This is a genomic window from Paenibacillus kobensis NBRC 15729, from assembly GCF_004000825.1.
GTDB classification, from domain to species: domain Bacteria; phylum Bacillota; class Bacilli; order Paenibacillales; family Paenibacillaceae; genus Paenibacillus_T; species Paenibacillus_T kobensis.
Window position 1 is genome coordinate 15565 of record NZ_BILZ01000028.1, and the last position, 25575, is coordinate 41139.

General features: G+C 53.2%; 21 protein-coding genes. 4 read left to right on the top strand and 17 right to left on the bottom strand.

The genetic code is table 11. The annotated features are described in order from the left end of the window. Positions 1 to 25 precede the first annotated feature (25 nt). Positions 26 to 703 carry a hypothetical protein gene (locus PKO01S_RS16620; protein WP_246070601.1) on the top strand — a complete coding sequence of 226 codons (678 nt, stop codon included), beginning with the start codon at positions 26 to 28 and terminating at the stop codon, positions 701 to 703. 958 nt (positions 704 to 1661) lie between these two features. Here PKO01S_RS16620 and PKO01S_RS16625 read toward each other — a convergent pair. The 5 genes from PKO01S_RS16625 to PKO01S_RS16645 all read right to left on the bottom strand — a co-directional run bounded on the left by PKO01S_RS16625 (position 1662) and on the right by PKO01S_RS16645 (position 7421). Then, positions 1662 to 2657, bottom strand: coding sequence for an ABC transporter ATP-binding protein (locus tag PKO01S_RS16625; RefSeq protein WP_127532558.1), 996 nt, complete (start codon positions 2655 to 2657; stop codon positions 1662 to 1664). After that, entirely contained in the window at positions 2654 to 3658 is a 1005-nt protein-coding gene (locus PKO01S_RS16630) for an ABC transporter ATP-binding protein (protein ID WP_127532559.1), read from the bottom strand. Before PKO01S_RS16630 ends, PKO01S_RS16625 begins: the two co-directional genes overlap by 4 nt. Continuing rightward, positions 3625 to 4623 carry an ABC transporter permease gene (locus PKO01S_RS16635; RefSeq protein WP_127532560.1) on the bottom strand — a complete coding sequence of 333 codons (999 nt, stop codon included), beginning with the start codon at positions 4621 to 4623 and terminating at the stop codon, positions 3625 to 3627. The genes PKO01S_RS16630 and PKO01S_RS16635 overlap by 34 nt, the downstream gene beginning before the upstream one ends. Next, positions 4620 to 5591, bottom strand: a complete 972-nt coding sequence (locus PKO01S_RS16640) for an ABC transporter permease (protein WP_127532561.1) — start codon at positions 5589 to 5591, stop codon at positions 4620 to 4622. The genes PKO01S_RS16635 and PKO01S_RS16640 overlap by 4 nt, the downstream gene beginning before the upstream one ends. A gap of 123 nt (positions 5592 to 5714) precedes the next feature. Further along, a complete protein-coding gene (locus tag PKO01S_RS16645; protein ID WP_127532593.1) occupies positions 5715 to 7421 on the bottom strand; it encodes an ABC transporter substrate-binding protein in 1707 nt (568 codons plus the stop codon). Between the two features lie 476 nt (positions 7422 to 7897). On the opposite strand from PKO01S_RS16645, the gene serC reads away from it, so the two are divergent. Continuing rightward, positions 7898 to 8989 (top strand): 3-phosphoserine/phosphohydroxythreonine transaminase, encoded by a 1092-nt coding sequence (serC, locus tag PKO01S_RS16650; RefSeq protein ID WP_127532562.1) that lies wholly within the window; start codon positions 7898 to 7900, stop codon positions 8987 to 8989. 39 nt (positions 8990 to 9028) lie between these two features. On the opposite strand, the gene PKO01S_RS16655 is transcribed toward serC, so the two are convergent. Together PKO01S_RS16655 and PKO01S_RS16660 are read right to left on the bottom strand one after the other, a co-directional pair. Beyond that, positions 9029 to 9373 (bottom strand): cupin domain-containing protein, encoded by a 345-nt coding sequence (locus PKO01S_RS16655; protein ID WP_127532563.1) that lies wholly within the window; start codon positions 9371 to 9373, stop codon positions 9029 to 9031. Positions 9374 to 9486: 113 nt separating this feature from the next. Further along, on the bottom strand, positions 9487 to 11040 hold the full coding sequence (locus PKO01S_RS16660) for a FumA C-terminus/TtdB family hydratase beta subunit (RefSeq protein ID WP_127532564.1): 1554 nt from the start codon (positions 11038 to 11040) through the stop codon (positions 9487 to 9489). Between the two features lie 120 nt (positions 11041 to 11160). Here PKO01S_RS16660 and yfbR point away from each other — a divergent pair, with 120 nt between their 5' ends. Both yfbR and PKO01S_RS16670 read left to right on the top strand, forming a co-directional pair. Further along, the gene (yfbR, locus tag PKO01S_RS16665; RefSeq protein ID WP_127532565.1) at positions 11161 to 11772 is read left to right on the top strand and encodes a 5'-deoxynucleotidase; all 612 of its coding nucleotides are present in this window, start codon (positions 11161 to 11163) and stop codon (positions 11770 to 11772) included. A gap of 106 nt (positions 11773 to 11878) precedes the next feature. Beyond that, the gene (locus tag PKO01S_RS16670) at positions 11879 to 12535 is read left to right on the top strand and encodes a hypothetical protein (RefSeq protein WP_127532566.1); all 657 of its coding nucleotides are present in this window, start codon (positions 11879 to 11881) and stop codon (positions 12533 to 12535) included. 36 nt (positions 12536 to 12571) lie between these two features. On the opposite strand, the gene PKO01S_RS16675 is transcribed toward PKO01S_RS16670, so the two are convergent. The 10 genes from PKO01S_RS16675 to PKO01S_RS16720 form a co-directional block, all read right to left on the bottom strand. Then, positions 12572 to 13672 carry a GerAB/ArcD/ProY family transporter gene (locus PKO01S_RS16675; RefSeq protein WP_127532567.1) on the bottom strand — a complete coding sequence of 367 codons (1101 nt, stop codon included), beginning with the start codon at positions 13670 to 13672 and terminating at the stop codon, positions 12572 to 12574. 18 nt (positions 13673 to 13690) lie between these two features. Next, positions 13691 to 13912: a hypothetical protein gene (locus tag PKO01S_RS16680; protein WP_127532568.1), complete on the bottom strand. Its 222-nt coding sequence runs from the start codon at positions 13910 to 13912 to the stop codon at positions 13691 to 13693. Then, a complete protein-coding gene (locus PKO01S_RS16685; RefSeq protein WP_127532569.1) occupies positions 13909 to 15093 on the bottom strand; it encodes a Ger(x)C family spore germination protein in 1185 nt (394 codons plus the stop codon). Before PKO01S_RS16685 ends, PKO01S_RS16680 begins: the two co-directional genes overlap by 4 nt. After that, positions 15090 to 16196 carry a GerAB/ArcD/ProY family transporter gene (locus tag PKO01S_RS16690; RefSeq protein WP_127532570.1) on the bottom strand — a complete coding sequence of 369 codons (1107 nt, stop codon included), beginning with the start codon at positions 16194 to 16196 and terminating at the stop codon, positions 15090 to 15092. The genes PKO01S_RS16685 and PKO01S_RS16690 overlap by 4 nt, the downstream gene beginning before the upstream one ends. A gap of 20 nt (positions 16197 to 16216) precedes the next feature. After that, positions 16217 to 17773, bottom strand: coding sequence for a spore germination protein (locus PKO01S_RS16695; RefSeq protein WP_407669662.1), 1557 nt, complete (start codon positions 17771 to 17773; stop codon positions 16217 to 16219). Positions 17774 to 18018: 245 nt separating this feature from the next. Then, positions 18019 to 19035: a S66 family peptidase gene (locus PKO01S_RS16700; RefSeq protein ID WP_127532572.1), complete on the bottom strand. Its 1017-nt coding sequence runs from the start codon at positions 19033 to 19035 to the stop codon at positions 18019 to 18021. A 39-nt stretch (positions 19036 to 19074) separates the two neighbouring features. Next, complete coding sequence (locus PKO01S_RS16705) at positions 19075 to 20148, bottom strand: undecaprenyldiphospho-muramoylpentapeptide beta-N-acetylglucosaminyltransferase (RefSeq protein WP_127532573.1); 1074 nt, start codon at positions 20146 to 20148, stop codon at positions 19075 to 19077. 184 nt (positions 20149 to 20332) lie between these two features. Beyond that, the gene (gene nagZ / locus PKO01S_RS16710) at positions 20333 to 21976 is read right to left on the bottom strand and encodes a beta-N-acetylhexosaminidase (RefSeq protein WP_127532574.1); all 1644 of its coding nucleotides are present in this window, start codon (positions 21974 to 21976) and stop codon (positions 20333 to 20335) included. A 98-nt stretch (positions 21977 to 22074) separates the two neighbouring features. After that, positions 22075 to 23760, bottom strand: a complete 1686-nt coding sequence (locus tag PKO01S_RS16715) for a response regulator transcription factor (RefSeq protein WP_127532575.1) — start codon at positions 23758 to 23760, stop codon at positions 22075 to 22077. After that, positions 23757 to 25565 (bottom strand): cache domain-containing sensor histidine kinase, encoded by a 1809-nt coding sequence (locus tag PKO01S_RS16720; RefSeq protein WP_127532576.1) that lies wholly within the window; start codon positions 25563 to 25565, stop codon positions 23757 to 23759. The genes PKO01S_RS16715 and PKO01S_RS16720 overlap by 4 nt, the downstream gene beginning before the upstream one ends. Positions 25566 to 25575: the final 10 nt, after the last annotated feature.

A 25575-nucleotide genomic window follows, 5' to 3' on the forward strand; every position in this document is an offset into this window, starting at 1 on the left:
GCACTCTCTGACGAAGGGAACTGCCATGGAGAATAGCCGCACTCCGCTCCGCAAATGGTTTATCGCAATTTATTTGTTCGCCAGCTCTGAGGACGGCGTTAGTGCAATAAATCTAAGCCACACTATTCAGGTCACTTATAAGACTGCATGGCTGATGCTTCATAAGCTCCGTGATGCTCTGGATCAAGCTGAGTGTGATCCTCTTCTCAACGGCATTGTTCGCGTACAAGGCGGCGCATATGGCTCTCCATTTAATCCATATACCGAAAAGGATCCGCAACGCCACCCGCTTCTCGCAGGAGGATCTGTTCACGATACTGGCGAGGTAGATGTTTTAAGACTCCGAATCATTGACCCGCAGCATGTTCAACCCAACGGCTACATCTCCCATGACGGCGAACAAGAGTTCATTAAGGATGCCGTGTCTTTAACCGCGGCCGAAGTGAAATCTGTACGATTCCGGCTGCATCGTTCTTGTTTTCGTCCTCTTGTAAGATGCATCGCTGAATTTAGCAGTTGGGCAAATCTTACGTTTCACGGACTCGGACGCAAATATTTGCAAGCGTATGCGAATGAATTCACCTTCCGTTATAACTCACGCCAACAGAGGCAACCCTTGCTTGCTCGCATATTTCAAATATGCTCAAACCAGCTCACTCCTACAACCCTCCGATCATTAACGCAAAAGTATAGAATATCATAGTGACATTTGTGAACGGCCCAGAACTATCCTACAGGGAGACTCAATATTTATTGCAATCCGCTTTCTTCTGTCGCCTTCCGCACCATTCATGTAAAGAAATCCGACTTGCATATTCACTTTCAGCAATAATTACGCCTTGATCACCAAAGCAGCAGCTCGTGTTCACATTCATTTTCCATATAACCAAGCCTAAAAGTAGTTCGTGTTTCACAATCACTTTCCGTATCACCAAACCAATCGCAGCAATCCATGTCTCATATTCACTTCCGTATCACCTAACCAACGAAGCAACTCATGTCTCACTTTCACTCCCATATCACCAAACCAATCGAGGAAATCCATGTCTCATATTCACTTCCGTATCATCTAACCAATGAAGCAACTCGTGTATCATTCACTCCCGTATCACCAAACCAATCGAAGCAATCCATGTCTCATATTCACTTCCATATCACCTAACCAACGAAGCAACTCGTGTCTCACTTTCACTTCCATATTACCAAACCAATCGAAGCAATCCATGACTCATATTCACTTCCATATCACCTAACCAACGAAGCAATCCGTGTTTCACTTTCACTTCCATATCACCAAACCAATCGAAGCAACTCATGTTTCACTTTCACTTCCATATCACCTAACCAAGCGAAGCAACTCGTGTCTCACTTTCACTCCCATATCACCAAACCAATCGAAGCAACTCGTGTCTCACTTTCACTTCCATATCACCTAACCAACGAAGCTACTCGTGTCTCACTTTCACTTTCACTTCGTATCACCTAACCAACGAAGCAACTTGTGCTTCATATTTTACAATTTATACCTGTTTAATCATGTAGTTTTTTCCTGAGTTGTGGGGATAGTGGAGCAAAGGCAGGGAGCATTGAATAATGATTCGATTGATTCGATTGGTTCGATAGACTAGATAGACTAGCTCGATTCGATTCGATAGGTTCGATTACAAATGGTAATGACAAGCAACTTGATGACCTCCGCTGTTGACGGTGCGGAGCAGCGGTTCTTCCTGCCGGCAGCGGGTTTGAGCGTACGGACAGCGCGGGTGGAACCGGCAGCCGGTAGGCGGATTGGCGGGCGAAGGGACATCGCCCTGCAGAACGATTCGTTGTCTTTTGTCGCTAGGATTCGGCCTTGGCACGGCGGACAGCAGAGCAACCGTATAGGGATGAAGCGGCTGCCGGTATAACTCGTCGGTCGGAGACACTTCGACAAGCTTGCCCAAATACATAACACCGACACGATCGGACAGATGACGTACGACGTTCAATCCATGCGCGATAAACAAATAGGCGATGCCTAATTGCTGTTGCAGCATCGCCAGCAGGTTGACAATTTGCGATTGTACAGAAACGTCGAGTGCCGAAACCGCTTCATCAGCTACGATGAAAGAAGGCGTCAATGCTATTGCCCGGGCGATACCAATGCGCTGTCTCTGTCCGCCGGAGAACTCATGCGGATAACGGTTACGCCGGGAAGCATCTAGACCGACGAGCTCCATCAGAGAGGCTACTCGTTCGTCAAGCTCACGGGCCCTCAGCTTGCGATGAATACGCAGCGGCTCGCCGATAATATCTCGAACAAGGAACCGCGGATTCAACGAGCCCATAGGATCTTGAAAAATAATTTGCATGTGCTGCCTCAGATCGCGAATCTGGCTTGCCGAACGCTCCTGCAAGCTCGTACCGTCGAACAACACCTCCCCTGCCGTGGCAGATTGAAGCTGCAAAAGTACTCGCCCAAGTGTCGACTTGCCGCAACCCGACTCGCCTACAAGACCGAATGTCTCTCCGCGTCCGATCGCTAGTGAAACCCCGTCGACCGCTTTAACATGACCGACGACACGGCTGAGCAGGCCTTGCCGTATCGGGAAGTATTTACTAACGTTTCGAGCTTCAATAATATGGGTTGACGCCGCTACTGCCCGCTCTGCATTCATTTGCTCAGCACCTCCTTGCTGCCAGCACTATTGTCATACAGCCAGCAGGCTGTTTTATGATCGGGACCTACCCCTTCAAGAGGAGGAGACTCCACCGCACAGCGTGCCATCGCTGACTGGCAGCGCGGATGGAAGCGGCAGCCTTGCGGCAGCTGATGCAGCGAGGGTACCGTACCTGGAATTGTGTATAACGACTCCTCCCGCTCGCCGTCCATAGAAGGTACGGATCGGAGCAGACCCATTGTATAGGGGTGAGCAGGATGCTCGAAGAGGTCTTGAGCCGGACCATCTTCCACAATCACACCTGCATACATAACGGCAATTCGGTCGGCCATCTGTGCTGCAACGCCCATGTCATGCGTAATGAGCAAGATGGACATGCCGAGATCGCGCTGCAGCGACCGAAGTAGGTCTAAGATTTGCGCTTGTACGGTCACGTCGAGCGCAGTTGTCGGTTCATCGGCGATTAGCAGATCAGGGCTGCATGCTAATGCGATTGCGATCACGACGCGTTGGCACATGCCGCCAGACAACTCATGCGGATACTGCTTCGCCCGAATGTGCGGGTCGGGAATGCCGACCAGACGAAGCATGTCGACCGCCCTGCGCCGCGCCTCTGCGGCATTGGTCCGCTGATGCAGCCGAATGCTCTCGGCAATCTGTTCGCCGACAGAGAAGACTGGATTAAGCGCCGACATCGGTTCTTGAAATATCATCGCCATCTTATTGCCGCGAATGCGCGACATCTCTTTCTGCGATTTGGTCGTCAGTTCCTCTCCGCCAAGTCGAATACTTCCCTCCGAAATCATGCCGCCTGCAAACTCTACAAGACGCATAATGGACAAGGAAGTGACGCTCTTCCCGCTCCCTGATTCTCCGACGAGGCAAATCGTTTGCCCCCGATCAATCGATATTGTTACGCCCTCCGCTGCTTTCACAAGCCCTTGACCAGCCGCAAATCCTGTCGTCAGACTTCGAACTTCGAGGAGTTTCTCCGCCATATGCCCACTCCCTTCCGGCTCGGATGCGTCTGTTTTCTCGGATCAAGCGCATCCCGGATGCCGTCCCCTACGAAATTGACGGCAAGCACCACTAGCAAAATGCATAAGCCCGGATACAATGCTTGAAGCGGATCGATCAGCATAAACTCCTGTGCGTTGCTTAACATAACTCCCCAGCTCGTGTCAGGAGCCTGTATGCCGAGACCGAGATACGAAAGAGCCGACTCGCTAAGAATGGCGCCGCCAACCATTAAAGTTGCCGTCACGATTATGGGAACGGTCGAATTCCGGAGCAGGTGCCGTACGATAATGCCCGTATTCGATACGCCGATCGCCCTTGCCGCTTCGACATACTGCATCTCTCTCAATTGAAGGAACGTGCCTCGGACGAGCCGGGCAACGCCCATCCAACTGGTCAGTGCAAGCACGATAATCATATAACTGAATTTCGAGCCGAAGAGAGCTAGAATAAGAATGTTCAAAAACAAGAGCGGTACAGCGTTCATAACGTCGACTAGCCGCATGAAACATACATCTATCCAACCGCCAAAGTAGCCGGAAACGGCACCGACCATTGTACCGATCAGGACGGACGCGAACGCGACCGAGAAGCCGATAAGAAGCGATACTTGCCCGCTAACAAGCAGCCGCGACAAAATATCTCTTCCAAGCTCATCCGTACCAAGCCAATGATTGCCTGCGCCCGCCGGCAAATTAGCGCCGAGCAGATCGATAGCCGCGGGATCATACGGGGCGATGACCCGCGCCAGCAACGCCAAGATGATGAAGCAAACGAGTACAACTAGACCGGCTACTGCATAAGGATTGCGGATAAACTTCGAGGCGCCGTTCCTCCACATCCCAGGAGGCCTCCTCGATACAGTCAAACCGCTAATGTTCGCACCGCCTTTCCAGCCGGGCTCCGCCGCCGGTTCCGGCTGGCGTTCACGAATCGTTAAATTCATGCTGTGCTGCCTCCTTTGCGTCCCAATTGTACGCGAGGATCGACAAGCGCATATAGCAAATCCGCAATTAAATTGCCAAGGATGACCATAAAAGCGGTCACCAACGTAATAGCCATCAAGACCGAATACTCCCGGGCAAGCGCCATCTCGACGAACAACCGTCCCATCCCGGGCCAATTGAACACATTCTCGGTCAAGGTCGCCCCGCCTACGAGTATCGGCAAATCCAACCCGATGATCGTTATGATTGGGATAAGCGCATTGCGCAACCCATGACGGTACACGACTCGAACTTCATGAATGCCTTTGGCGCGTGCCGTTCGAATATAATCCTGCTGCAGCACCTCAAGCATGCTAGTGCGGGCATATTTGACATACCCCGCAAGAAAGCCAAGCGTCAACACTGAAACCGGGAGAACCAGATGAAGCAACAAATCGCCGATCTGCCCCTCCTTGTCCAGCGACCACATATCCGACAGCGGCAGCCAATCAAGCTTAAGAGCGAATAACTCCTGCAGCAGTATGCCGAACCAGAAGGTCGGCATCGCGAACCCAATATAAGAGATGAACGATGCCGTCTGGTCCGACCATCCGTATTCTTTCGTGCTGTTATAAACACCCCACGGAATTGCAATGAGAAGCGACAGCAGCCATGCAGCACCCATTAGCACCATGGTATGTCCGACTGTCGGCCATAAAATATCTCCGACCGGCAGATGATTTTTGAACGTATAGCCCAGATCCCCTCGAAGCAGTCCGCCTACCCACTTCAAATATTGCTCCGGAATCGGCCTGTCGAGTCCGAGATGCTCCGCCTGAACCTTCGCCGCTTGCTGCGATAACCCGGGCGACAGAAACACCTTGGTCGGCCCGCCAGGAGCCGAATGAATTAGACCGAACGTCAACACCGTAATGAGGAACATTACCACTGCCGATTGAACCAACCGCCTAATCAAATATTCGGTCATTCCCGTCATCCTCCCCCGCTGCTGCATGCGCAGCCGAAGGGGACGGATGAGTTCGGTACATCGCTATCGATGCGCTCATTCCGGCCCCTATGCGGCTTTTCCGGCTTGATCAATTCCGGTTTCTTACTTCGAATCGACCCACCAATTGATGATGCGGTAGAAATATCCGTACGGCAGCGTCGGCTCCGGTTTGTCTTCTTCGGCGAATTTCACCTTCGGTCCGATTCCTTCCGGCAGTCCGTATTGGTACATAAAGACGTAAGGCAGATCGGCCGAAATTTCTTTGCCGACCTCGGCGTACACTTGCTTACGCGCGTTCTGATCAACAGTCGAGTAGCCGTCGACCCATAGCTGGTCAAGCTTCTCATTCTTATACCAGCCTTGGTTCTGCCCGTTCGGCGGGAAATATTTGGACGAGAACGTCGACTCGCCATCCGGATCCGGATTGTTGAGCGACCAGGACAGCAGGATGGCTTCATACTTGCCCGGCGTCAAATTCTGCTCGACCCACGCCGAGAAATCTATCGCCTTCGGCGTCACTTCGATGCCTACGTCCTTCAAGTTCTGTTGAATGACAGCTGCAACCTGCTCACGGCGGCTGTTGCCGGCATTATACTGCAGCTCGAAAGCAAACCGCTTGCCGTCCTTGACAAGTATGCCGTCATCACCCGGCAACCAGCCATCTTCCGCCAACAGCTGTTTCGCTTTCTCCGGTTCATAGCCGTAATTGACGACTGCATCGCCAGGATCAGCCCAGGAGCCCGGCAGGAATGGGGCGTTCATCAGTTTGCCGGTTCCTTTTAGAATGTTGTCGACCATTCCTTGACGGTTGAGCGCGTAAGCGATCGCCTGTCTTGTCTTCTGTGACGCGAACGGCACGAATTTATTTTTAAAATTATCCTCCTTAAAGTTAAACCCTAAATATTCGTACACAGGTCCCGGCGCCAGAATAACGTTGATGTCGCCTTTGTTCTTCACCGCTTCAACCTGTGTAACCGGAATTGCCTGTGTGAGATCGACATCGCCTTTGAGGAGCGCTTGCACTTCCGTATTCTGATCGGCGTACTGTTTAAACACAATCTTCTGAATATGCGGCTTCTGCCCCCAATAATTCGAATCGGCATCGAAATTCATACTCTGGCTCTGCTTCCACTCCGTCCATTTCCATGGCCCGTTCGTTACCGTCTTCGCCGGATCCGTGCCGAACGGGTTAGTCAGCAGCTCTTCTGGCTTCACGTCCTTCAAGACGTGTGCCGGCACAACCGCGCTTGCGAGCGCGTACTGAAAAGGTGCATATACTTGTTTCAGCGTGACTAGAACAGTCGAGTCATCTACCTTCTCGACCTTGTCTACTTTGTCGAATTGGCTTATTCCCGGAGAAGCCACCTTGGGATCTCGAATCGCATTAATCGTAAATACGACGTCGTCCGCTGTAACCGGCTGGCCGTCACTCCACTTCGCCGTGGACTTCAATTTGATCGTGTATGATTTACCGTCCTCCGAGATAATCGGCTTCTCTGAGGCGAGCGACCAAGGCTCCGCCGTAACGTTGCCCTGACGGTCCAAATCGTACAAGTTCGCGAAAATGAAAGTAGCGGCATCAGCGGAAGCCGTATCTTGAATAAAGAGAGGATTGACGCTGACGATATCGGTGAATGTGCTAATGACAAGCGTCCCGCCGTCTACCGGCTTATTAGGATCGACAGTCTCCGCTGGCTTGTCGACCTGAGTGCTCTCCTCCTTCGGAGGCGTCTTCTCCGGTTCAGGATCATCAGACCCGGAACTGCAACCCGCCACCACAACCATGACCAACACGACGACCGACAACATGAACAGATTCCACTTCTTCACCTAATCACCCCATACTCGAAAATGGTTGTGCTCTCGTGATGGCAGAAACTCTGTGTTGTATGCCCTTGGATAAGCCGTATTGTATCACTGCTTCCTTTATTTGAGAACATAAAAGTCGAAATATTCAGTCTTTTGTATCACTTTATAAACCATTTGTTAATGATGCACACTACTATTGACTCACTCCCAATAAGAGGAATATAATAACTTCGAACTTCATTATCGCATTATGCCGATGACGAGCATCCAACTCCGAGGCGTTTTCGTCAAGAAGCTTGCGCCGTATGCGCATTCTGTCCTAAGCTAACCGGGTCCGCCCGTTACCGCGGATCAAAGATGGAGAACGATTGCTGTTCTTCGAATTTGGGTGGCACCGCGAGCATGCGCTCCTCGTCCCAATATGGGATGTGGAGCGCTTTTTTTGTTTCACCCAATTTGCCTAGGAGGAATGCGAAATGACGACAAGATTGTACAATTTTAATCCGGGACCGGCGGCACTGCCGCTTGAAGTGCTCGAAGAAGCGAAGGAAACTACGGTGCAATATGGCGGACGAGGCATCTCCATCATGGAGATGTCTCACCGCAGCAAGCCGGTTGAACAATTGGCCGCTGTAACGGAGCAATTGCTCCTGGAACTGATGGGGCTGCAGCAAGATCGCTATCGCGCGCTGTTCATGGGCGGAGGTGCAAGCGCTCAGTTCGCCATGCTGCCTCTTAACTTTCTGGCTGAAGGCCTTGCGGCGGATTATATTTTATCGGGCAGTTTCTCGGAGAAGGCACTGCAAGAAGCACAGTTTATCGGCAGCACCCGGAAAGCCGCTAGCACCAAGGATGAGCAGTGGCAACGCACTCCGGATGTGAGCAGCTTGCAAGTGAAAGCTGATACGGCTTACGTGCATATGACGACGAATAATACGATCGAAGGATCACGGTTCAATGTGTTCCCGGAGACGGGCGACGTTCCGCTTATTGCCGATATGACGAGCGATCTGCTCGGACGCGATATCGACTACAGACGGTTCTCGATGATCTATGCCGGAGCACAAAAAAACATCGGCCCTGCCGGCATTACCGCCGTCATCATCCGCAAAGAACTGCTCGAGCGAGGCTCCAAGCACATCCCGCTTATATGGCGGTATGCTACTTACGCAAACAACGACTCGCTGTATAATACGCCGCCTGTACACGCATTATACTTGACCAATCTTGTGCTGCAGTGGACGAAGCGGCAAGGCGGCGTGAAGCAATTGGAAGCTGTCAACCGTGCTAAAGCCGCACTCCTCTACGATGCAATCGATCAAAGCGGAGGCTTCTATCAAGGGATTATCGCTAAGGCTGACCGTTCGGATATGAACATTACTTGGCGGCTTGCGGACAAACAATTGGAGAGGCTGTTCGTGCAAGAGTCGGAGCAATATGGCTTCGAGGGGCTGGCTGGCCACCGCAGCGTCGGCGGCATTCGTGCATCGGCCTACAATGCCGTACCTGTCGAAGCATGCCAAGCATTAGCCGACTTTATGACCGATTTCCAGCTTCGGCACGGATAAAAAAATAAGCGGAGCGATTTCATCAATCGCTCCGCTTTCTTATCCCTCTGCTGCAATTCTGTCGCCTCTGCTGTTAGGTGCAGAGATCACGAGAAACTCCACATCGCGGTCCGATTGATTCAGTAACCGGTGCGGGATTAATGGTGCGACCTCAATCCCCTCCTGCTCGTTCAATTGAATCTCTTTTCCGCCAATATCCATCGTTGCTGTACCGGATAATACGAAGAAAAATTGCCGTGCCTTCTCATGATAATGTTTGACCTCGGAAGTATGGGCAGGCATTCGTTCGTGGATGACGCTGAGCCCCTCATTTTGGACCAAACGCCATCCGTCGCATTGATTTCCCCAAATGTAATGGGCAGCATCCTTTTTACTAATTTTCATGCTGTCTTCCCCTTTCATCCGCCGGTTTAATTAAGAAAGGCCCCCCTCTTGATGCTTGGATGCACCGAGGGAGCGCCTTTCACGAACAATAAATATATGAGTTCACCCAGGTATTACTTGAACACCGGCTCTTTGAATTGCTCCAGCTTCGTGCGGGAGTCTTGCTCTACGTCGGCATGGAGGCTGTTGCCGTGCGAATCCATCGTGACGATCGCAGCAAAACCTTTGGTCTGCAGATGCCACATCGCTTCTGGAATGCCGAACTCCTTCAAGAAATGAACGCCATTCACTTTCTTGAAGCATCTTGCATAATACTGAGCAGCACCGCCGATTGCGTTCAAGTAGACGCCGCCATGCTCTTGCAGCGCCTTGAGCGTCTTCGCTCCCATACCGCCTTTGCCGATTACAGCGCGAATGCCGAACTTCTTCATCACGTCGCCTTGGTAAGGCTCCTCGCGTATGCTCGTCGTCGGTCCAGCAGCCTTCACGTGCCACTCGCCATCCCGGTCTTGCATCATGACCGGACCGCAGTGATAGATGACGCCGCCATTAAGATCAATTGGAGAATCATGATTAATCAAATAGCTGTGCAGCGCATCGCGGCCCGTGTGCATTTCGCCTTCGAGTACGACGATATCGCCGACACGAAGCTCGCGTACTTGCGCTTCCGTAAGCGGCATCTTGAGATGAATTTCACGCGGTTCCTCATCCGTTGAAGCCGCAGTGACCGCTTCTGTCTCCTCGCTAGTCGAATTCATCGGCAGTTCCGATCCTTGAGGGTAGATCCATTCCTTCAGCTCGCCAGTCTGAGCATCGAGCAATACGCCCTGACGGCGGTACGCCCAGCAGTTGTACGCGACGGAGACGAAGAAGCTGGCAGGCAGACGGTTCATAACGCCAACTTTGCAGCCGAGCAGCGTAACCGCGCCGCCGAAGCCCATCGTACCGATGCCGAGCTTGTTCGCGTTGTCCATTACATATTCTTCAAGCTTGCGCAGATCTTCGATCGGATTCGTATCGTCGACGTGACGGAACAGCTGCTGCTTCGCAAGCTCATAGCCCGTCGTACGGTCGCCGCCGATGCCGACGCCGATAAAGCCAGCGCTGCAGCCTTGGCCTTGCGCTTGATATACCGCATGCATGATGCATTTGCGGATGCCGTCAAGATCGCGGCCTGCTTTGCCGAGGCCTTCGATTTCAGCCGGCAAGCTGTATTGAATATTTTTGTTCTCGCAGCCGCCGCCTTTCAGAATAAGACGAACGTCGACATCTTCCTTCTCCCATTGCTCGAAGTGAATGACTGGCGTTCCTGGGCCGAGATTGTCGCCCGTGTTCGCGCCCGTAAGCGAATCCACGGAATTCGTGCGCAGCTTGCCGTCTTTCGTCGCGCGCGCGATCGCGCTGCGGATCGCCTGCTTCATCACGATCTGGTTCGCGCCAATAGGCGTATGAACGACAAAGGTCGGCATGCCCGTATCTTGGCAGATCGGCGACACGTTGCATTCCGCCATTTCAATATTATCAGCGATCGTCGACAGGGACAGACCAGCGCGCGTAGCGCGGTCCTCCGCCTCTCTCGCCGCTTGGATCGCGACGCGAACGTCACCTGGAAGATTCGTAGAAGTCTCGACAATAAGTTTATAGACGCTATCTTCAAAATGCTGCATAATCGTACGATTGCTCCTCTCTGGTCGCTTGACTCACTAAGCTTTATAATAGCATAGATAGCCGCTTACGGGTACGTAAGCATCGGCGGGAAAATCGTACGAAAAAGGAGAGAATACGCGGTGGACAGCGATTTTTTTGCGTATATGTACCGATTGAAGTATATTGAGCGCTGGAGCTTGATGCGCAATACAACGCGCGAAAGCGTCGCGGAGCATTCATTCCATGTCGGATTGCTGGCGCACATGCTGTGCGAGATTGGCAACCGGATGTTCGGCCAATCTCTGAACGCGGACCGGGCGGCTGCGATGGCGCTGTTCCATGATGCAACCGAAGTGTTCACAGGCGACATTCCTACACCGGTTAAACATCATAATCCGAAGATGCTTGCCAGCTTCCGTGAGATTGAGGCTATGGCTGCGGAACGGCTGCACAATATGGTGCCGGAGCCGCTTCGCGCGACATACGCCCCATTGCTCGGCATCGGATCCGAGACGAATGGCGTGAACGATCCCGACCACGACCTCCGCCGTATGCTCAAAGCAGCGGATCTCCTCGATGCCTATTTAAAATGCGTATCCGAAGTCGCATCAGGCAACCGTGAATTTGCTGTAGCCAAGACCGAGATTGAACATAAGCTGGCCAGCCTCGACATGCCTGAGGTCACTTGGTTTCTCGATCATCTCGCGCCGGGTCTTGGCCGTACGCTCGATGAGCTGAGCCGCAGTGAATAGTTTCCATCCAGCAATTGGATATGGTTCAACCTGCTTTTTGTCGTGTATAGTTTGATAGGTCTCTTTATACACCGCGATACACGATACAGAAGGGGGAACTATAAACTTGCGATGGATAAGATGGGCTATCATTATCGTTCTAGGAGCGCTGCTAGGCTTGTGGATGGGCTTCAAGGGCGTGGAATGGAACGCGGCGACGCTGATCCTTATTTTCGTTAGCGTTTTCGTTATCCTTGCTGTACCTGCCATTGTGCGAACCAACTATATGCTGCGTTATTCGCGCAACATGTCATCTGTCGAGAGCTGTCTTAAGAAACTGTCCCGGACCATTCCTTATTATGCCGCGATGAACGATCTGTTAGACGGCCAAGTTGAATCGGCTGCAAACCGAATGGGCAATATTAAAAATGATAAGCTTCGAGCTGTAGTCGGCGCCAATGTGGCTATTGCGGGCGAGCGCTGGCAAGAAGCGGAGCAGCATATAAACCAGCAAAAGCATACCGACGTCAAGCATGTCGGCCGCGCCATCATCCGACTAATGCAAGACGATTGGAACGGGTTCGAGGGAGCGAAACGGTTGGTCGAGCATCCTGGTCTTGTCCACGCGCTTGAAGCGGATGCGGCTTTTCGCCGGGGCGATCTGGCTAAAGCCGAACAACACGGCGAGCTTGCCATCGAGAAGACAGCCGGTTTGCAGCGGTATGCGCTGATCCGGTACCGCGAGCTTAGCAGCAAGCAACCGAACCGCAAATCCTATTTTTAACCCTTATGCTTGCATCGGGCGGCAGTCCGGATCGGATCACGATCCTTGGGCTGCCGCTTTGCTTTTGCCGCTTAAGGCAGCAATAATAAGCAGAAGCAGCGGGATGGCGGACAGAAACAGCAGAATCTCGAACGGCGCTGCTAGGCGCAGATGCTGCACAAGCGACGGATAAGTAGGCAGATCCCACAGACTGAATGCGATACCGATAATTCCGACCGGAAGCACGTATACCCGATAATCTTGCAGATTCAAGCATTGAGTGAACGATGTTACCGCTGCATAATAAAATACGCTTATCTTAACGAAGTTACCGAACACCCACATGGCAAGCAAAAGCGCTTCTAAATTTTCGAACAGATCGGCGACGCTTAGAAACCGGAATGCGACAAGCACCGGATACGTTTTGCTCCCCGTATCTTCGCCAAGCAGAAACAAGCAGATGAGATCGACGTACACTAAACTCACAAGCACCGCTGAGAACGAAATATATCCCCATTTTCCCCCTTCCCCCGCATTCGCCAATTTGGGAAGAATGAACGAGATAAGAAAATACTCGTTAAACCACGCCTGCGGAGCAATCGACCCTTGTAATACCGGAACTAGACCGTGATCAAGCACGGGAAACATATGATGATAATTTAAGTCGGGAAAAAGAAGCAGCAGAAAGAAAATCGGAAAAATAAAAATAGGCGTAAAAATGACTGCGGAACGCGCCATGACTTCGATGCCGCCTCGTACAGCCAAGCCCGCAAGCAATACTATCGTGCAAATTACGATTAAATTAGGCGTGCGAAACAAAAAATTTCCTTCCACAAACTCGGCATATTGCCGGGAGATCGTTCCCAACCGATGCGCTAAATAAATAAAGTAGCCCAGACCAATCAACTTCCCGAGCCATCGTCCAACGATCTGTTCGCCATATTGCACGACTGTCTGGCCCGGGAATCGCTGATGCAGCTTGACTGCGCAGAATATGCCAAGGAAACCGGAGAACGAGGCGAAGAGAGGCGCCAGCCACATATCGCTGCCTGCATAATGAGCCGACACGCTCGGCAGCGCAAGAAAACCCGTCGCCAGCACGGTCGGATACATCATCAGCGCCATCTGGAACGCCGATATTTGTTCTTTCATCTGCATCGGGATGACGCCCCCTTCTCATTTCTCAACTAAAGGCTCCAGCGGCTTGAATACAAATTGAAGCAGCGTTGTTGGCCCAGGCGTATCCGGCAAGTTCAGCATCGACAACACCCAGCCAAGCAAGAGCAGCATAATGAACAGCGTCTTTTCTTTGCCTGTCTTTTTCTTTATTTTCGGCCAATCCAACCACCAAATCGCGATCACAGCCAACGTTATCGTAATAAACAGACTAATGTTCATTTTTGTTTAATCTCTTCCTCCGGCAGACCGCCGGGATTGCTTACGTTGCCGGTACGCAATATGCGTGCATGCACTTTCGTCACTACCTTGATTTGTTGAAACTGCTCGTCCCAGCGGTCCTCCACCTGCTTCCAATGCTTCGGATATTTACGGTGATACGCCGTGCCGAACCCGATTACGTCTGTCTTGAGGCGATGCTGAATATCATTAGCCGCTAAGTCAATATAACGTTTCACTTCCTTCTCGAATGCCCGGTCCATTTGATCCAACAATTTCTCGCTCGTCGGATTCCAATTCGAGTCGTTCTCGACCATGTCGCCCTGCGCCTCGACTCGAACGGTCATCGTCCACTGATCTCCCTTGATATAAGGAATCAGCTTGACTTTCGCTTTAATAGGACTGATCGACACGAGCCTGTTCGAATCGCCGATGGGGAAGGTTACGGTGAATTCGTTCACCTCGTTCAAGAGCCATAGCAAGCCTTGCGATACTTTCTCCGACAGGTCGCCTACTTTCCGGTCCTTGTGAAATATCGCGGTGCCATGAATATAAGATATCGTTTGGAACGGGTCCGCCGTTTTGTTTGGTTGTAAAATACTAACAAGCGGCAATGCGACCGCCCTTGATTCCCCTTTCAGCTTCATGTTGAGTTCCTGCAGCGTTACTTTATAGCCGATTCTCATATCGGATAACTCTCTGAGCACCTCGGCCGATGACCTTTCCAGCGGAGGGTACACCTCCAGCATATCCGCCGCTTTCCCTCTGCTGACGAACATGTACGATCTTTCACGCGGTTGAGGATGGCGGATGAGAAAATCAAGCTCATCCCTTATGCCCGACTTGGCCAGCTCTTCTCCGAAAATGAACACTTTGCACTGTCCCCAGAACAGCTTCCGCGGGAGCTTCCGCTGCAGCTTGGATAACGCGTCGGCAACGTTATAGCCCTTGCCCGCCCGTACGGAGGTTTGCTTGGCCGCAGGAGAGCCTCCGCCCGTCCCCCCAACGGCAGTCTGGCTTCGCGGCAGCAGAAACTGGACGGTCGTCACGACCTGCCCTTTCTCTTGATCAAATGCAAGCGCCGTAACGAGTAGAAGATCATTCAATTCAATCCGGTCCCAACATCCCGACAGCAGCGCGAACAGCGGCAGGAGCAGGGATAACCGCATTAAACGCGCTATCATCCGTCAAGCCCTCCTTTATCCTCCTTCAGCTGCCCGCGCAGCTTCGCAACCGTATACAGGAATAACGGAATCACAATCATACATACCAGCACTTCGAATGTAACCATCTTGCTTAGAAAGCCGGACAACCTCGACAAGCTCGGCATATCCCAATAAGCGAACAAAAGGACAACAAGCGTAATCGGCATGGCTACATAACGGTGTTCTGATAATCCGGCGCTTTGGTGAAAGGCGACGACCGCGCTATAGAGGAAAACCGTCAGCTTCACGAAGCTGCCGATGACCCACATCGCGAGCAGCAGCGACTCCAAATTTTCGAAAAATCCGCCGACGCTTATATACCGGAACGCAACGAGTACGGGAAACATTTTGTCGCCTGCGTCAGCATTCAACAAAAATAAGGTGATGAAATTGATGTACGTCATGCTGAGTACGATTGCTGTCAATGAGATAAATCCCCATCTTCGACCTTGCTCAGGATTAGCTAAGCTAGGCAGCAGAAAATTCATCAGAAACATCTCGCTCACCCACGCGCCAGGCATGATCGAGCCTTGAAGGACAGGCCTGAAACCATGGTTCAGCACAGGCAGCATATTGCCTGGATTCAGATCCGGAATGAGCATCAGCAAAATAAACAGCGGGATCACAAACAACGGCGTAAACAACATCGTGCCTCTTGCAATCACCTCAACACCGCCGCGTACCGCACATGCAGAAAGCCCGATCATGCTGATCATGATGAACAAGCCCGGCGTGTTGAACAGGAAATTGCCTTTGACGAATTCGGCGTATTCCCGCAAAATCACTCCGCTAAGGTGCATTAAAATCATGGCATAAACCAGCCCAATGACCGTCCCCGCTGCCTTGCCGACAATGCGCCGTCCATATTCAATGACCGTCTGCCTCGGAAAATGGGTATGAAGACTTACGGCCAAGCCAATCGCAATCACACCTGTGCTGCCGGCCAATAGACCGGTCATCCAATAATCGTTCGAAGCGTGCAGAGCCGCGAACGAAGGAAGCACCATAAAACCGGTGGCCAATACGGTCGAGTACAGCAGCAACGCCATTTGCAGGGCCGATATTTTCTGATTCGCCAGCATGCTTCAGCACCTCCTTCCGGTTACTCGCCTCCGTGCTGCGGGCCTGGCATTTGTCCCGGCGCCTGCCGGATTGCATCACTATCGCCCGTTAGGCGCGGCCTCTCATCCATCATCCACAGCGGTCCTCGAATCAGGACGTCCTTCAGCTCGCGGCCCTTGAATGTGGCAAGCGTGGACAGATATGGCACGCCGAGGGACCGAATGCTGCACATGTGAAGCACTATCGCAATAATGCCCAGCATAATGCCGAGCAAACCAAACGTTCCGGCGAGCATAATTAGCGGGAACCGCATCAGCCGAACTGCTATGCCCGCGATATAACGGGGCATCATGAACGAAGCGATGCCGGTTATGGCAACCACGATAACCATCGGAGCGGATACAAGTCCCGCCTGCACAGCCGCTTGGCCGATAACGAGCGCGCCGACGATGCTGACTGCCGCGCCGACCTGCTTCGGAAGCCTTATGCCTGCCTCGCGAAGCGCCTCGAAGGTGATTTCCATTATGAGCGCTTCGATTAGAGCCGGGAATGGAACCGGCTCCCTCGCCGTCGCCATACTGACAAGCAAGCTGCCCGGCACCATCTCTTGATGGTAGGTCAGCACCGCCACATACAGGGAAGGAAGCAGAAGCGACATGAGCAGGAACATGTAGCGCAGCCAGCGGATAAAGGTGCTGACCATAAACCGCTGATAATAATCTTCGGGTGTCTGCAGCAAGGAAAAGAACGTAATCGGCGCCACGAGCACGAATGGTGTGCCTTCAATCAATATTGCGGCTCTTCCTTCTAATAATGCGGCAGCTACGACGTCAGGACGCTCCGTATTCATCATTTGCGGAAACGGCGACCATGGCGAATCCTCGATTAATTCTTCGATGTTGCCGCTCTCCAGTATGCCGTCGATCCGAATCCGGCTAAGCCGCGCTCTCGTCTCCTCGATAAGCGTCTCATCAGCCAGTCCCTTAATGTAGGCGATAGCAACGTTCGTCTGCGTGTACTCGCCTATTGTCATCATTTCGAGCTTCAGAAGCGGACTCTTGATGATCCGTCTAAGCATAGACGTGTTCACGCGGAGCGTTTCGGTAAAGCCTTCCCTTGGCCCCCGAATGCCGGATTCGGCCCCAGGCTCCTCAATGGTTCTTTTCTCCCATTGCGGCAGGCCGAATGCCACGCCCCCTGCTTCTTGATCTCGCAGCAGGACCGGCATTCCATTCGCGACCGCTTCCATCACCTGCGCGAAAGTCGTAACCGGCTTCGTGCTGGAGACGGTTATTGTCTGACTGACAAGCTTCGGCAATCCCTCCGCTGCGCTCGGCTGCATTTGCACTTGCATGAGCGGAGCGATTATGCTTTTCTCGATCGCTTCCGCATCGCTTAATCCATCTATGTACAATAGGAACGCATTCGTTTGGCCGCCGATTAAAAAAGGACGGAATACGACGTCCGAGCATCCGGCATACAATTGGCGAAGCTGCTCCGAGCTGTGTTCAAGCTCAGCGCCGACCGGCTGTTTGCCCAGCTTCTGCAGCTCTTGCTTCAGAAGCTGCGCACTGGAAGGATTCGCATTGCTAGTCATCATAGGAGCACCTCCTGCATTACGCATCCACCGCAATCCCGCTTCCGGCGTCATCCATTATTTGGCCCAAGCTCTGTTCGTTAGAATAAGCTATTTTTTCCTTTTTATTCTGCCGGCTGCCGTTGTCTTGTACAAAACGCAAAAAGCTCCCACGACGAAGCAGGGGCACGGGCAGCGCCTCTCCATCGTTATGGGAGCTTTTTTATCTTTTATTTTATTAAGTTCATTGTATTAGGCTGGTTGAATTAGGGGTTAAAATACTGCTTTACTACTCCTTTGCCGCCAGCTACTTCAACTTCTGCGTATGCGCCGTTAATGAACGTCATCTGAGGCGGGACGTGGCCGCAGTCGATATCGAATACGATCGGAATGCCAAGGTCTTCGGACAGATCCCGGTAAACGTCCTCTTCTGTATAGTCGTCAACCGGTTGATTAGCGCCGCTTCTGCCGAACATGATCCCCGCACATCCGTTAAACCAGCCCGCCAGTTTCATCTGAACGAGCGATCTGCGCAGATCCGTTGCGGACAGCTCACAATTTTCCAAAACCCATATTACAGGTTCGTTGCCGATGTGCTTCTCTCGGAATTGCTGCAAATCCCCGTATGGCGTTCCGATCAAATGCCGGATAATATCGATGCAGCCCCCAAGCAACCGCCCCGCCATCCTGATATCCATATTCGGTATCGAACTCCAGCACGTCGGTTCGGTCAGGTGAAAAACACACGGCGTCGGCGAATCGTGCTTCCATTCCTTCTGATGGAAAGGAGAAGAATGCTGGACATTGGATTGCCCAGCTTTCGTAGAGAGCACGGATTGCCACATGCCAGTCGTTTCGTCCGAGTATTGTCCCCTCAGGTCGATCAGATTCGTACCGTGAGCCGTAGCGATACCTGTCGTTAAGGTTATGGCAAGCAGCAGCCCGCTCGTATCGGAGTAGCCGAGTATCCATTTGCAGGGCATTCGGTTGAACTCAAAATGTTCCAGCAGCTCGATCAAGAGTTCCCCGCCCCATGGAGGGATGATGATCTGTACTCGGTCATCCTGCAGCATCGTTTGAAGCTCGGCAGCGCGAATCTGAGCCGGCGCCGACTTCGCCTTACGCTGAGTCCATACCGTATCACCGCATATGACATTATAGCCATCCCGCTTCAATCGGCCGCAAGCAAGATGGACCAGATCATGCAGAGCCGGCGAAACACCCGATGACGGCGCGGTCACGCCAATCGTGGATTGCGGTTCCAGTATCGGATATCGAATCAATCGAATCCCTCCTCATTGCGGCCACAGCCGACTGTCCATTTATCGCAGCGCTTTCGCCGTCTGTTTAATATGATCGAAAAGTTGGGACAGCGCATCGGACTGTTCAACCTGCGCCATGCTGCGGATATAGCGCTCCCTGTTATCGTGCAGCGACGTAATGCTGGACAGAAGCATGTCCGGCGTCAGCCGTTCTTCTAACAATACTTCCGCATATCCCGATTTCTCGAAAAAGTCTGCATTCAGCAGCTGATCGCCGCGGCTTTGCGCTTGTGACAGCGGAATAAGCAGCATCGGCTTGCTGAGCGCGAGAAATTCGAAGATCGAGTTGGCTCCCGCTCTCGTTACGACGATATCCGTCATCGCCAGCACCTCCGTCAGCTCATCGGTCATAAACTCGAACTGTTGATATTCGCTAAATTCGATCGTATCGTCTAATTGTCCTTTACCGCACAGATGGACGATCTGGAACTGACGGATAAGCTGCGGAAGTGCGGCCCTAACCGCTTGGTTGATCGATCTGGCGCCGAGACTGCCGCCCATTATAAGCAGAACCGGCTTCTGATCCGTGAACCGGCACAATGCCCGCCCTCTATCCGCGTTCCCTTGATCGAGACCTGCTCGAACGACAGGCCCGACGTAACAGGCTTTCGTTGCCGGCAAGCTGCTCGCGGTATGAGGGAACGTCGTGCACACCGATCGCGCGAAAGGGATCGACAACCGGTTCGCCAATCCAGGCGTGACGTCCGATTCGTGAATAATGACGGGGACGTTATTCAGCCACGCTCCGATAACTGCCGGTACGGACACAAAGCCGCCTTTGGAAAATAAAACATTCGGTTTCGACCGTTTAATGCGGAAGTAGGCTTGCCAGACACCTTGCACGACTTTGAAAGGATCGGTCACATTGCGCCAATCGAAATATCTTCTAAGCTTGCCTGTCGCGATGCTGTGATAACGTACACCGGCCATCGGCTGGATCAACGATTTCTCGATTCCGTTCTCCGAGCCGATATACTCGACCTTCCAGCCTTCATCCAGGAAACGCGGGATCAATGCTTGATTAACGGTGACATGACCAGCGGACCCGCCGCCGGTAAACATAATGGTGCTCATATTTGCTGTTCGTCCTCGTTTCGCTGTCTTCTATTTCAGCCATGCCGCTGAAAACACGCCATAACTTAAGAATAGGTTCGCTCCCGAGGACGGTATTCCCTGCTAAAAAAAGCTGTCCCAAGCCAAACGGCCTGGGACAGCTTCTCATCCAGTCATCGTCGATACTATCGATAATGCCTTAGCATTACTCGCATTTCCAGCCGTAAGGATAAACTGGCGACAGGTCCAAAGGCAGCCGGCCTTGCGGCTCAAGCTGTCCGGCGAGCGCCTTCGCCGCCGATTGCAGCGCAAGCGGACGGCATTCGTATACCGCAGCATATGCGCGAACGTCCGGATAGACCGGCAGATCGAGCGGATTGCGCACCGAGACGGCAACCGTCCGGTCACCGGCGCGCGCGATTACTTCTGCAGCCGTACGCCGCTCCAGTTCATGCTTCACGGCGTCATAGGTTACGAGCACGATCCGCTCGAACGACTCCAAGTCCGCCAGCGGCGATTCACCGCTCATCCGCCGCTCTTCTACGTTCGGCAAGTACAAGTTCAAATATCCGCCAAGCGTACCGTCGCCTTGCAGCAGCTCGTCGGCTTCCGATACGGCGACGATGTCCGGCCACAAGACAAGCGTACGCGATTCGGCCGGCAGCGGCAGCAATCCGCCTTCGTTCTTCACGAGCGTCACGGACGCCTCGCTCCAGCGGCGTGCCGCTTCGCGGTTAGCCGCCGTTCCGATCGCCGGCTGAACGCTGCTCCAAGGCGCAATCGCTGCGCCGCCGCCGAACTTCGCCTTCAGCGCCATGACGCGCGCCAACGATTCGTCGAGCTGCTCTTCGTTCAGCTCGCCCCGCTCCACAGCCGCCACAACCGCTTCAACCGCACGCTTCTGTTTGTCGTACGTATGGCAGACGAGCACCAGATCAGCTCCCGCCTGAAGTGCCATGACCGCTCCGCGTTCCGGTCCGAAGCCGTCGTCGATCGCCTTCATTTCCAAGCAGTCCGTTATGATAACGCCCTCATAACGGAGTTCCTCCCGCAGAAGCCCCGTCAATACCGCCTTCGATAGCGTCGAAGGCAAGCCTGTCGGCTCCAGTGCCGGCATCGCGACATGCGCCGTCATAATGACGTCGACTCCCGCTTCGATTGCCGCACGGAATGGCACAAGCTCAACCGCATCAAGCCGTTCTCTGTCATGCGCCACGACCGGCATATCCCGGTGGGAATCCACATCCGTATCGCCATGCCCCGGGAAGTGCTTCACCGTTGCCGCAACGCCCGCTTCCGCATAGCCTTGAACAGCCGCAACGCCGAGCCGTCCGACGACTTCCGGGCGGTCGCCGTACGAACGGACATTAATAACCGGATTATCCGGATTGTTGTTCACATCCAAGCAAGGCGCAAAGTTGACGTTAATGCCCAGCTTCAGCAGCTCTTCGCCGCATATGCGCGCCGTCTCATACGCCGATTGCTCCGACCCCGTCGCGCCAATCGCCATGTTGCCCGGCATAAGCGTGACCCCGTCTACGATACGCGATACCATGCCGCCCTCTTGATCGATCGCGACCAGAAGCGGCGGCCTGCCCGCAGCGCCGGCCGCCTGTGCGAGCGACTCCGACAACGCATGCACCTGCTGCGCGCTTTGGACGTTGCGGCTGAAATAAATAACGCCGCCGACTCCGTAATCACGAATATGCGCCAATACTTCTTCATCCGGCTGATAGCCATGGAATCCGAATATAAACAGCTGGCCTGCCTTCTCCTTCAAGCTCCATTGCTTCCATTCCGGCTCCGCTCCTGCTGCCGGGCTCGTGCCGCTAAGCTGCTGCTCTGCCATAAGGACGTCTCCCTTTCGTCATTAAAGCTCTCGATTTGGTGCCATTTACAATTTGCGATTCCGATTCCGCCGCCCATGCAAGCTGATGCAAGTCTGCTCTACTGGTGATACGCCTCCGGCTCTTCCGGTTCCTCCGGAGCGGAGGATACGCCTGCCGGCTGGCAACTGCTGCGGTAATCGGTCGGATTTTCCCCTGTAAACTTCATGAATACCTTCGTAAAATAACGCCGTTCCGAATAGCCGACTTCCTTCGCGATCTGTGCGACGCTCTTCGTCGTCTCGGCCAGCATCGCCTTCGCCTTCTCCATCCGCTGACGCGTCACATATTCGATGAACGTCAGCCCAAACGTCTGTTTGAATAGCAGACTAAAGTACGAAGCGCTTAGCCCGACATGAGAAGCCGTCTCCTCGACGCTAATATCGCGGAACAAATTGCGGTCGAGATAAGCCTTAGCCTCAAGCATAGAGCGCTCCGACTGCTTGCGGTTGTCCCGCTCCAGCCCGGCGTCGCTTAGCAGACGGATCATTGCGATCAAGTCCTTCACGCCGTACAGCTTATCCAGCTTGCGCCACAGCTGCTCCTCTTGTTCCCGGCGCAGCAGCCCCGTCTCCTTCATCTCCCGCATCATATGCAACGCGATAAAATGAATCATCGGACGCAGCCGGCGGTAAGACGGCTCGTCAATCCGCTTCATCTGCGTGCTGATCTCCCGCAGCTCGTCTTCGACGACCACTTTATCGCCCCTCTTCAAACCGCTGACCAGCCGCTCCGCAATGCCCCACATCGCAAGATCGGCGCCAGATTGCTCAGATGCGTCGTCTTCATAGAAACGGACGGATTGCTCGCTCTTGCTAAGCTGCTGCTCTTCACCGGCAAGCTGCATGCCCCGCTGAACCGTCTTATAAGCGCCGGACAGCTCCTTGATGCTGACATAACTCGGGTAGATGCCGGTCTCCAGCGTCAGCTTCACATGCTTCTTCACCTGTTCAAGCAGCGCAAGCGTCCATTCCCGGACAGCCTCGCGGTCAAACTCCGCATCCTGTTTTCCTTCGCCTGTCCGCTCGACCAGCACGCACCACTCACCGTCGCGCATCTGAATGACGGCATGCGACTGGCCCGGCTGCTGCATCGATTCGCGCAGCACGTTGTAGATGGCGAAATTCCACAGCTTGCGTTCCTTATCGGTCCATTCCCGCCAATCTTTCGCCGCTTCCGAACCAACGTCGTAATTGAATAGGGCAAGCATGTAAGAACGGTCGGCGTGACGCTGCTCTTCGCCATTCATGAGCCAATGGTCCGACGACGGATCGGTGTAGTCCATTAGAATATCGTACAGCATCTTCTCTCCGGCCATATCAATCATTCGGCCGAGCTTGCGTTCCTCTTCCTTCCGCTGGCGTCGCTTGTTCCGCTGCTCGCTCATGACGCGGGCAATGACGCCGGTCAGCTCGTCGTAAGGAATCGGTTTTAATATATAATCTTTCACCCCATATTGGATGGCTGTCCGCGTATACGCGAAATCCTGATAACCGGACAGCATAATAACGTCGACGTCAAGCTCCTCCTCACGAATCCGTTTGACGAGCTCAAGACCGTCCATGACCGGCATTCGAATGTCGCTCAGAAGCAAATCGGGGGACAAAGACTGAATGAGCTCATATGCCTCCGCCCCGTTCCTCGCCGTGCCGACCACTTCAAGACCAAGCATTTCCCAAGGGATGACTTTCTCTAGATTGCGTGAAATATGCGGTTCGTCGTCGACGATGATGACTTTGCCGTTCATAACCGTCCACCTCTGCTTCTCGGTATCGTGCACCGGATCGTCGTCCCTTGACCTTGCTCGCTGCAAATCCATAATCCATAGGACGGACCGTAATGAATGCGAAGCCGCTCTGCGACGCTGCGCAGTCCAAGACCGCGCCGCTCACCAAGCTCCGACGACGCCTCGTCCTTATCGCGTTCGTGGCGTCCGTCGTCAAGCCGCTTCAATACTTCCGGCGTCATGCCGACGCCGTTATCCTCGATCATAAAGACGATCCGGTGCGGCTCCAGCGTAACGCGAATGCGAATCATGCCGCTGCCATCCATGCCGTCGAACCCATGCTGGATGCTGTTCTCGACAAGCGGCTGCAGCGTCAGCTTCAGAATCGTATATTCGAGCGCTTCTTCCGGAACGTCAATCTCGTAAGAGAACAATTCCTCGAACCGGTATTTTTGAATTTCCAAATAGCTGCGCACATGTTCGATTTCTTGATAAACCGTATTTTCTTCGTTCTCATGCATGCTCGTTCGCAGCAAATTGCCTAACCTGCGGACCATCAGCATAATTTTATGGCCTTCGTTCTGCGCGGCGAGCGCGTTGATCGATTCCAGCGTATTGAACAGGAAATGCGGCTTGATCTGCGCCTGCATCAGCATCATCTCCGCGCGCTGCTTCCGTTCCTGCTCCTGCCGCACCTCGTTCAGCAGCTTCCCTAGACGGTCGACCATGCTGTTGAAGCTGTTCGCCAGCATGACCGTCTCATCCTTGCCGCCAGCCGTAATCCGGATTTCGAGCATCCCCTGCTCGACGAGACGCATTTTGCGGACGACGCGTATAATCGACTTCGCAACCCGGCCAACGAAGAACTGGTTGAACAAAATAGCCGAGAGCAAACAAATAATCGTGATGGAAGCGATCCATTTAATAAAACGGACGTTCTCGTTCGTCAGCGATTCCCACGACTTGACCGATACGAGCACCCAGCCGTTCATCTCAAGATTATAAGACGAAACAAGGCTGTCCTTGCCGCCGAACTCCGCCCGGTTGCTTGCATAACGTTCCGTTAATTGCGGCGCAATCGTCGTCAATTCGCTGAGCAACTGCCCGTTCATCTCTTTCTTGCTGTCGAGCATCACCATGCCGCTGCTGTTGACAAGCATATAACGCGAATGCTCGTCATCCAGTACAGGATTGCCGAACGTCTGCAGGATGTCGGCTACACCCGATGTCTTGAATTGCATAACGCTGACTCCGATATCGTTCAGCGTATCCAAATCTTTCACGATGCGAAGCTGCGTGAAGAGCGGCGGGTCCTGCCCCGTAATTTCCTGATGCTCATAAGGACCGATCCATAACGGGCGGCCAGCCCGCTTCGTCACTTCTTTAAATACGGAATGGTTCTGAAGAAGGTCGTACGAGATAGGGCGGTACGTTGTCGGATCGCTCCGGTACGACTGAAAGATCATGCCGTCCTTCGCATAAAGCACGATCAGACTGACCGCTTGATGCTGGAACAAGTTGGCGCTGATCGATTTCTCCGCCAGACTGAGCCGAATCTGGTAACTGGCATCCTGAGGTCCTTGCCAGCTCGACTTAAGAATGGATTGCACCGTGCTGCTCGTTACGCTGGAATCCGACAGCTGGTCAAGCTCTTTGAAGAAATAACGAATGTTGCCGCCGACCGCTGTCAGCGTCAGCTCCGTCTGCTCGTTATACTTTTTCTCCAGAAGTCTCTCCGAATTCAAGAACGAGGCGATGCCGAGCGAGAAAATCGGCACGACGATAAGGATGATGAATGCGACGAGCAGCTTCGGTCTTAAGTTCATGTCCGCCAGG

What these genes read in the sequence shown, in the direction of transcription:
- PKO01S_RS16620 (WP_246070601.1), top strand. Translation starts at nt 26, where the DNA reads ATGGAGAATAGCCGCACTCCGCTCCGCAAATGGTTTATCGCAATTTAT.
- PKO01S_RS16625 (WP_127532558.1), bottom strand. Translation starts at nt 2,657, where the DNA reads ATGAATGCAGAGCGGGCAGTAGCGGCGTCAACCCATATTATTGAAGCT.
- PKO01S_RS16630 (WP_127532559.1), bottom strand. Translation starts at nt 3,658, where the DNA reads ATGGCGGAGAAACTCCTCGAAGTTCGAAGTCTGACGACAGGATTTGCG.
- PKO01S_RS16635 (WP_127532560.1), bottom strand. Translation starts at nt 4,623, where the DNA reads ATGAATTTAACGATTCGTGAACGCCAGCCGGAACCGGCGGCGGAGCCC.
- PKO01S_RS16640 (WP_127532561.1), bottom strand. Translation starts at nt 5,591, where the DNA reads ATGACCGAATATTTGATTAGGCGGTTGGTTCAATCGGCAGTGGTAATG.
- PKO01S_RS16645 (WP_127532593.1), bottom strand. Translation starts at nt 7,421, where the DNA reads ATGTTGTCGGTCGTCGTGTTGGTCATGGTTGTGGTGGCGGGTTGCAGT.
- serC (WP_127532562.1), top strand. Translation starts at nt 7,898, where the DNA reads ATGACGACAAGATTGTACAATTTTAATCCGGGACCGGCGGCACTGCCG.
- PKO01S_RS16655 (WP_127532563.1), bottom strand. Translation starts at nt 9,373, where the DNA reads ATGAAAATTAGTAAAAAGGATGCTGCCCATTACATTTGGGGAAATCAA.
- PKO01S_RS16660 (WP_127532564.1), bottom strand. Translation starts at nt 11,040, where the DNA reads ATGCAGCATTTTGAAGATAGCGTCTATAAACTTATTGTCGAGACTTCT.
- PKO01S_RS16675 (WP_127532567.1), bottom strand. Translation starts at nt 13,672, where the DNA reads ATGCAGATGAAAGAACAAATATCGGCGTTCCAGATGGCGCTGATGATG.
- PKO01S_RS16680 (WP_127532568.1), bottom strand. Translation starts at nt 13,912, where the DNA reads ATGAACATTAGTCTGTTTATTACGATAACGTTGGCTGTGATCGCGATT.
- PKO01S_RS16685 (WP_127532569.1), bottom strand. Translation starts at nt 15,093, where the DNA reads ATGATAGCGCGTTTAATGCGGTTATCCCTGCTCCTGCCGCTGTTCGCG.
- PKO01S_RS16690 (WP_127532570.1), bottom strand. Translation starts at nt 16,196, where the DNA reads ATGCTGGCGAATCAGAAAATATCGGCCCTGCAAATGGCGTTGCTGCTG.
- PKO01S_RS16695 (WP_407669662.1), bottom strand. Translation starts at nt 17,773, where the DNA reads ATGACTAGCAATGCGAATCCTTCCAGTGCGCAGCTTCTGAAGCAAGAG.
- PKO01S_RS16705 (WP_127532573.1), bottom strand. Translation starts at nt 20,148, where the DNA reads ATGAGCACCATTATGTTTACCGGCGGCGGGTCCGCTGGTCATGTCACC.
- nagZ (WP_127532574.1), bottom strand. Translation starts at nt 21,976, where the DNA reads ATGGCAGAGCAGCAGCTTAGCGGCACGAGCCCGGCAGCAGGAGCGGAG.
- PKO01S_RS16715 (WP_127532575.1), bottom strand. Translation starts at nt 23,760, where the DNA reads ATGAACGGCAAAGTCATCATCGTCGACGACGAACCGCATATTTCACGC.
- PKO01S_RS16720 (WP_127532576.1), bottom strand. Translation starts at nt 25,565, where the DNA reads ATGAACTTAAGACCGAAGCTGCTCGTCGCATTCATCATCCTTATCGTC.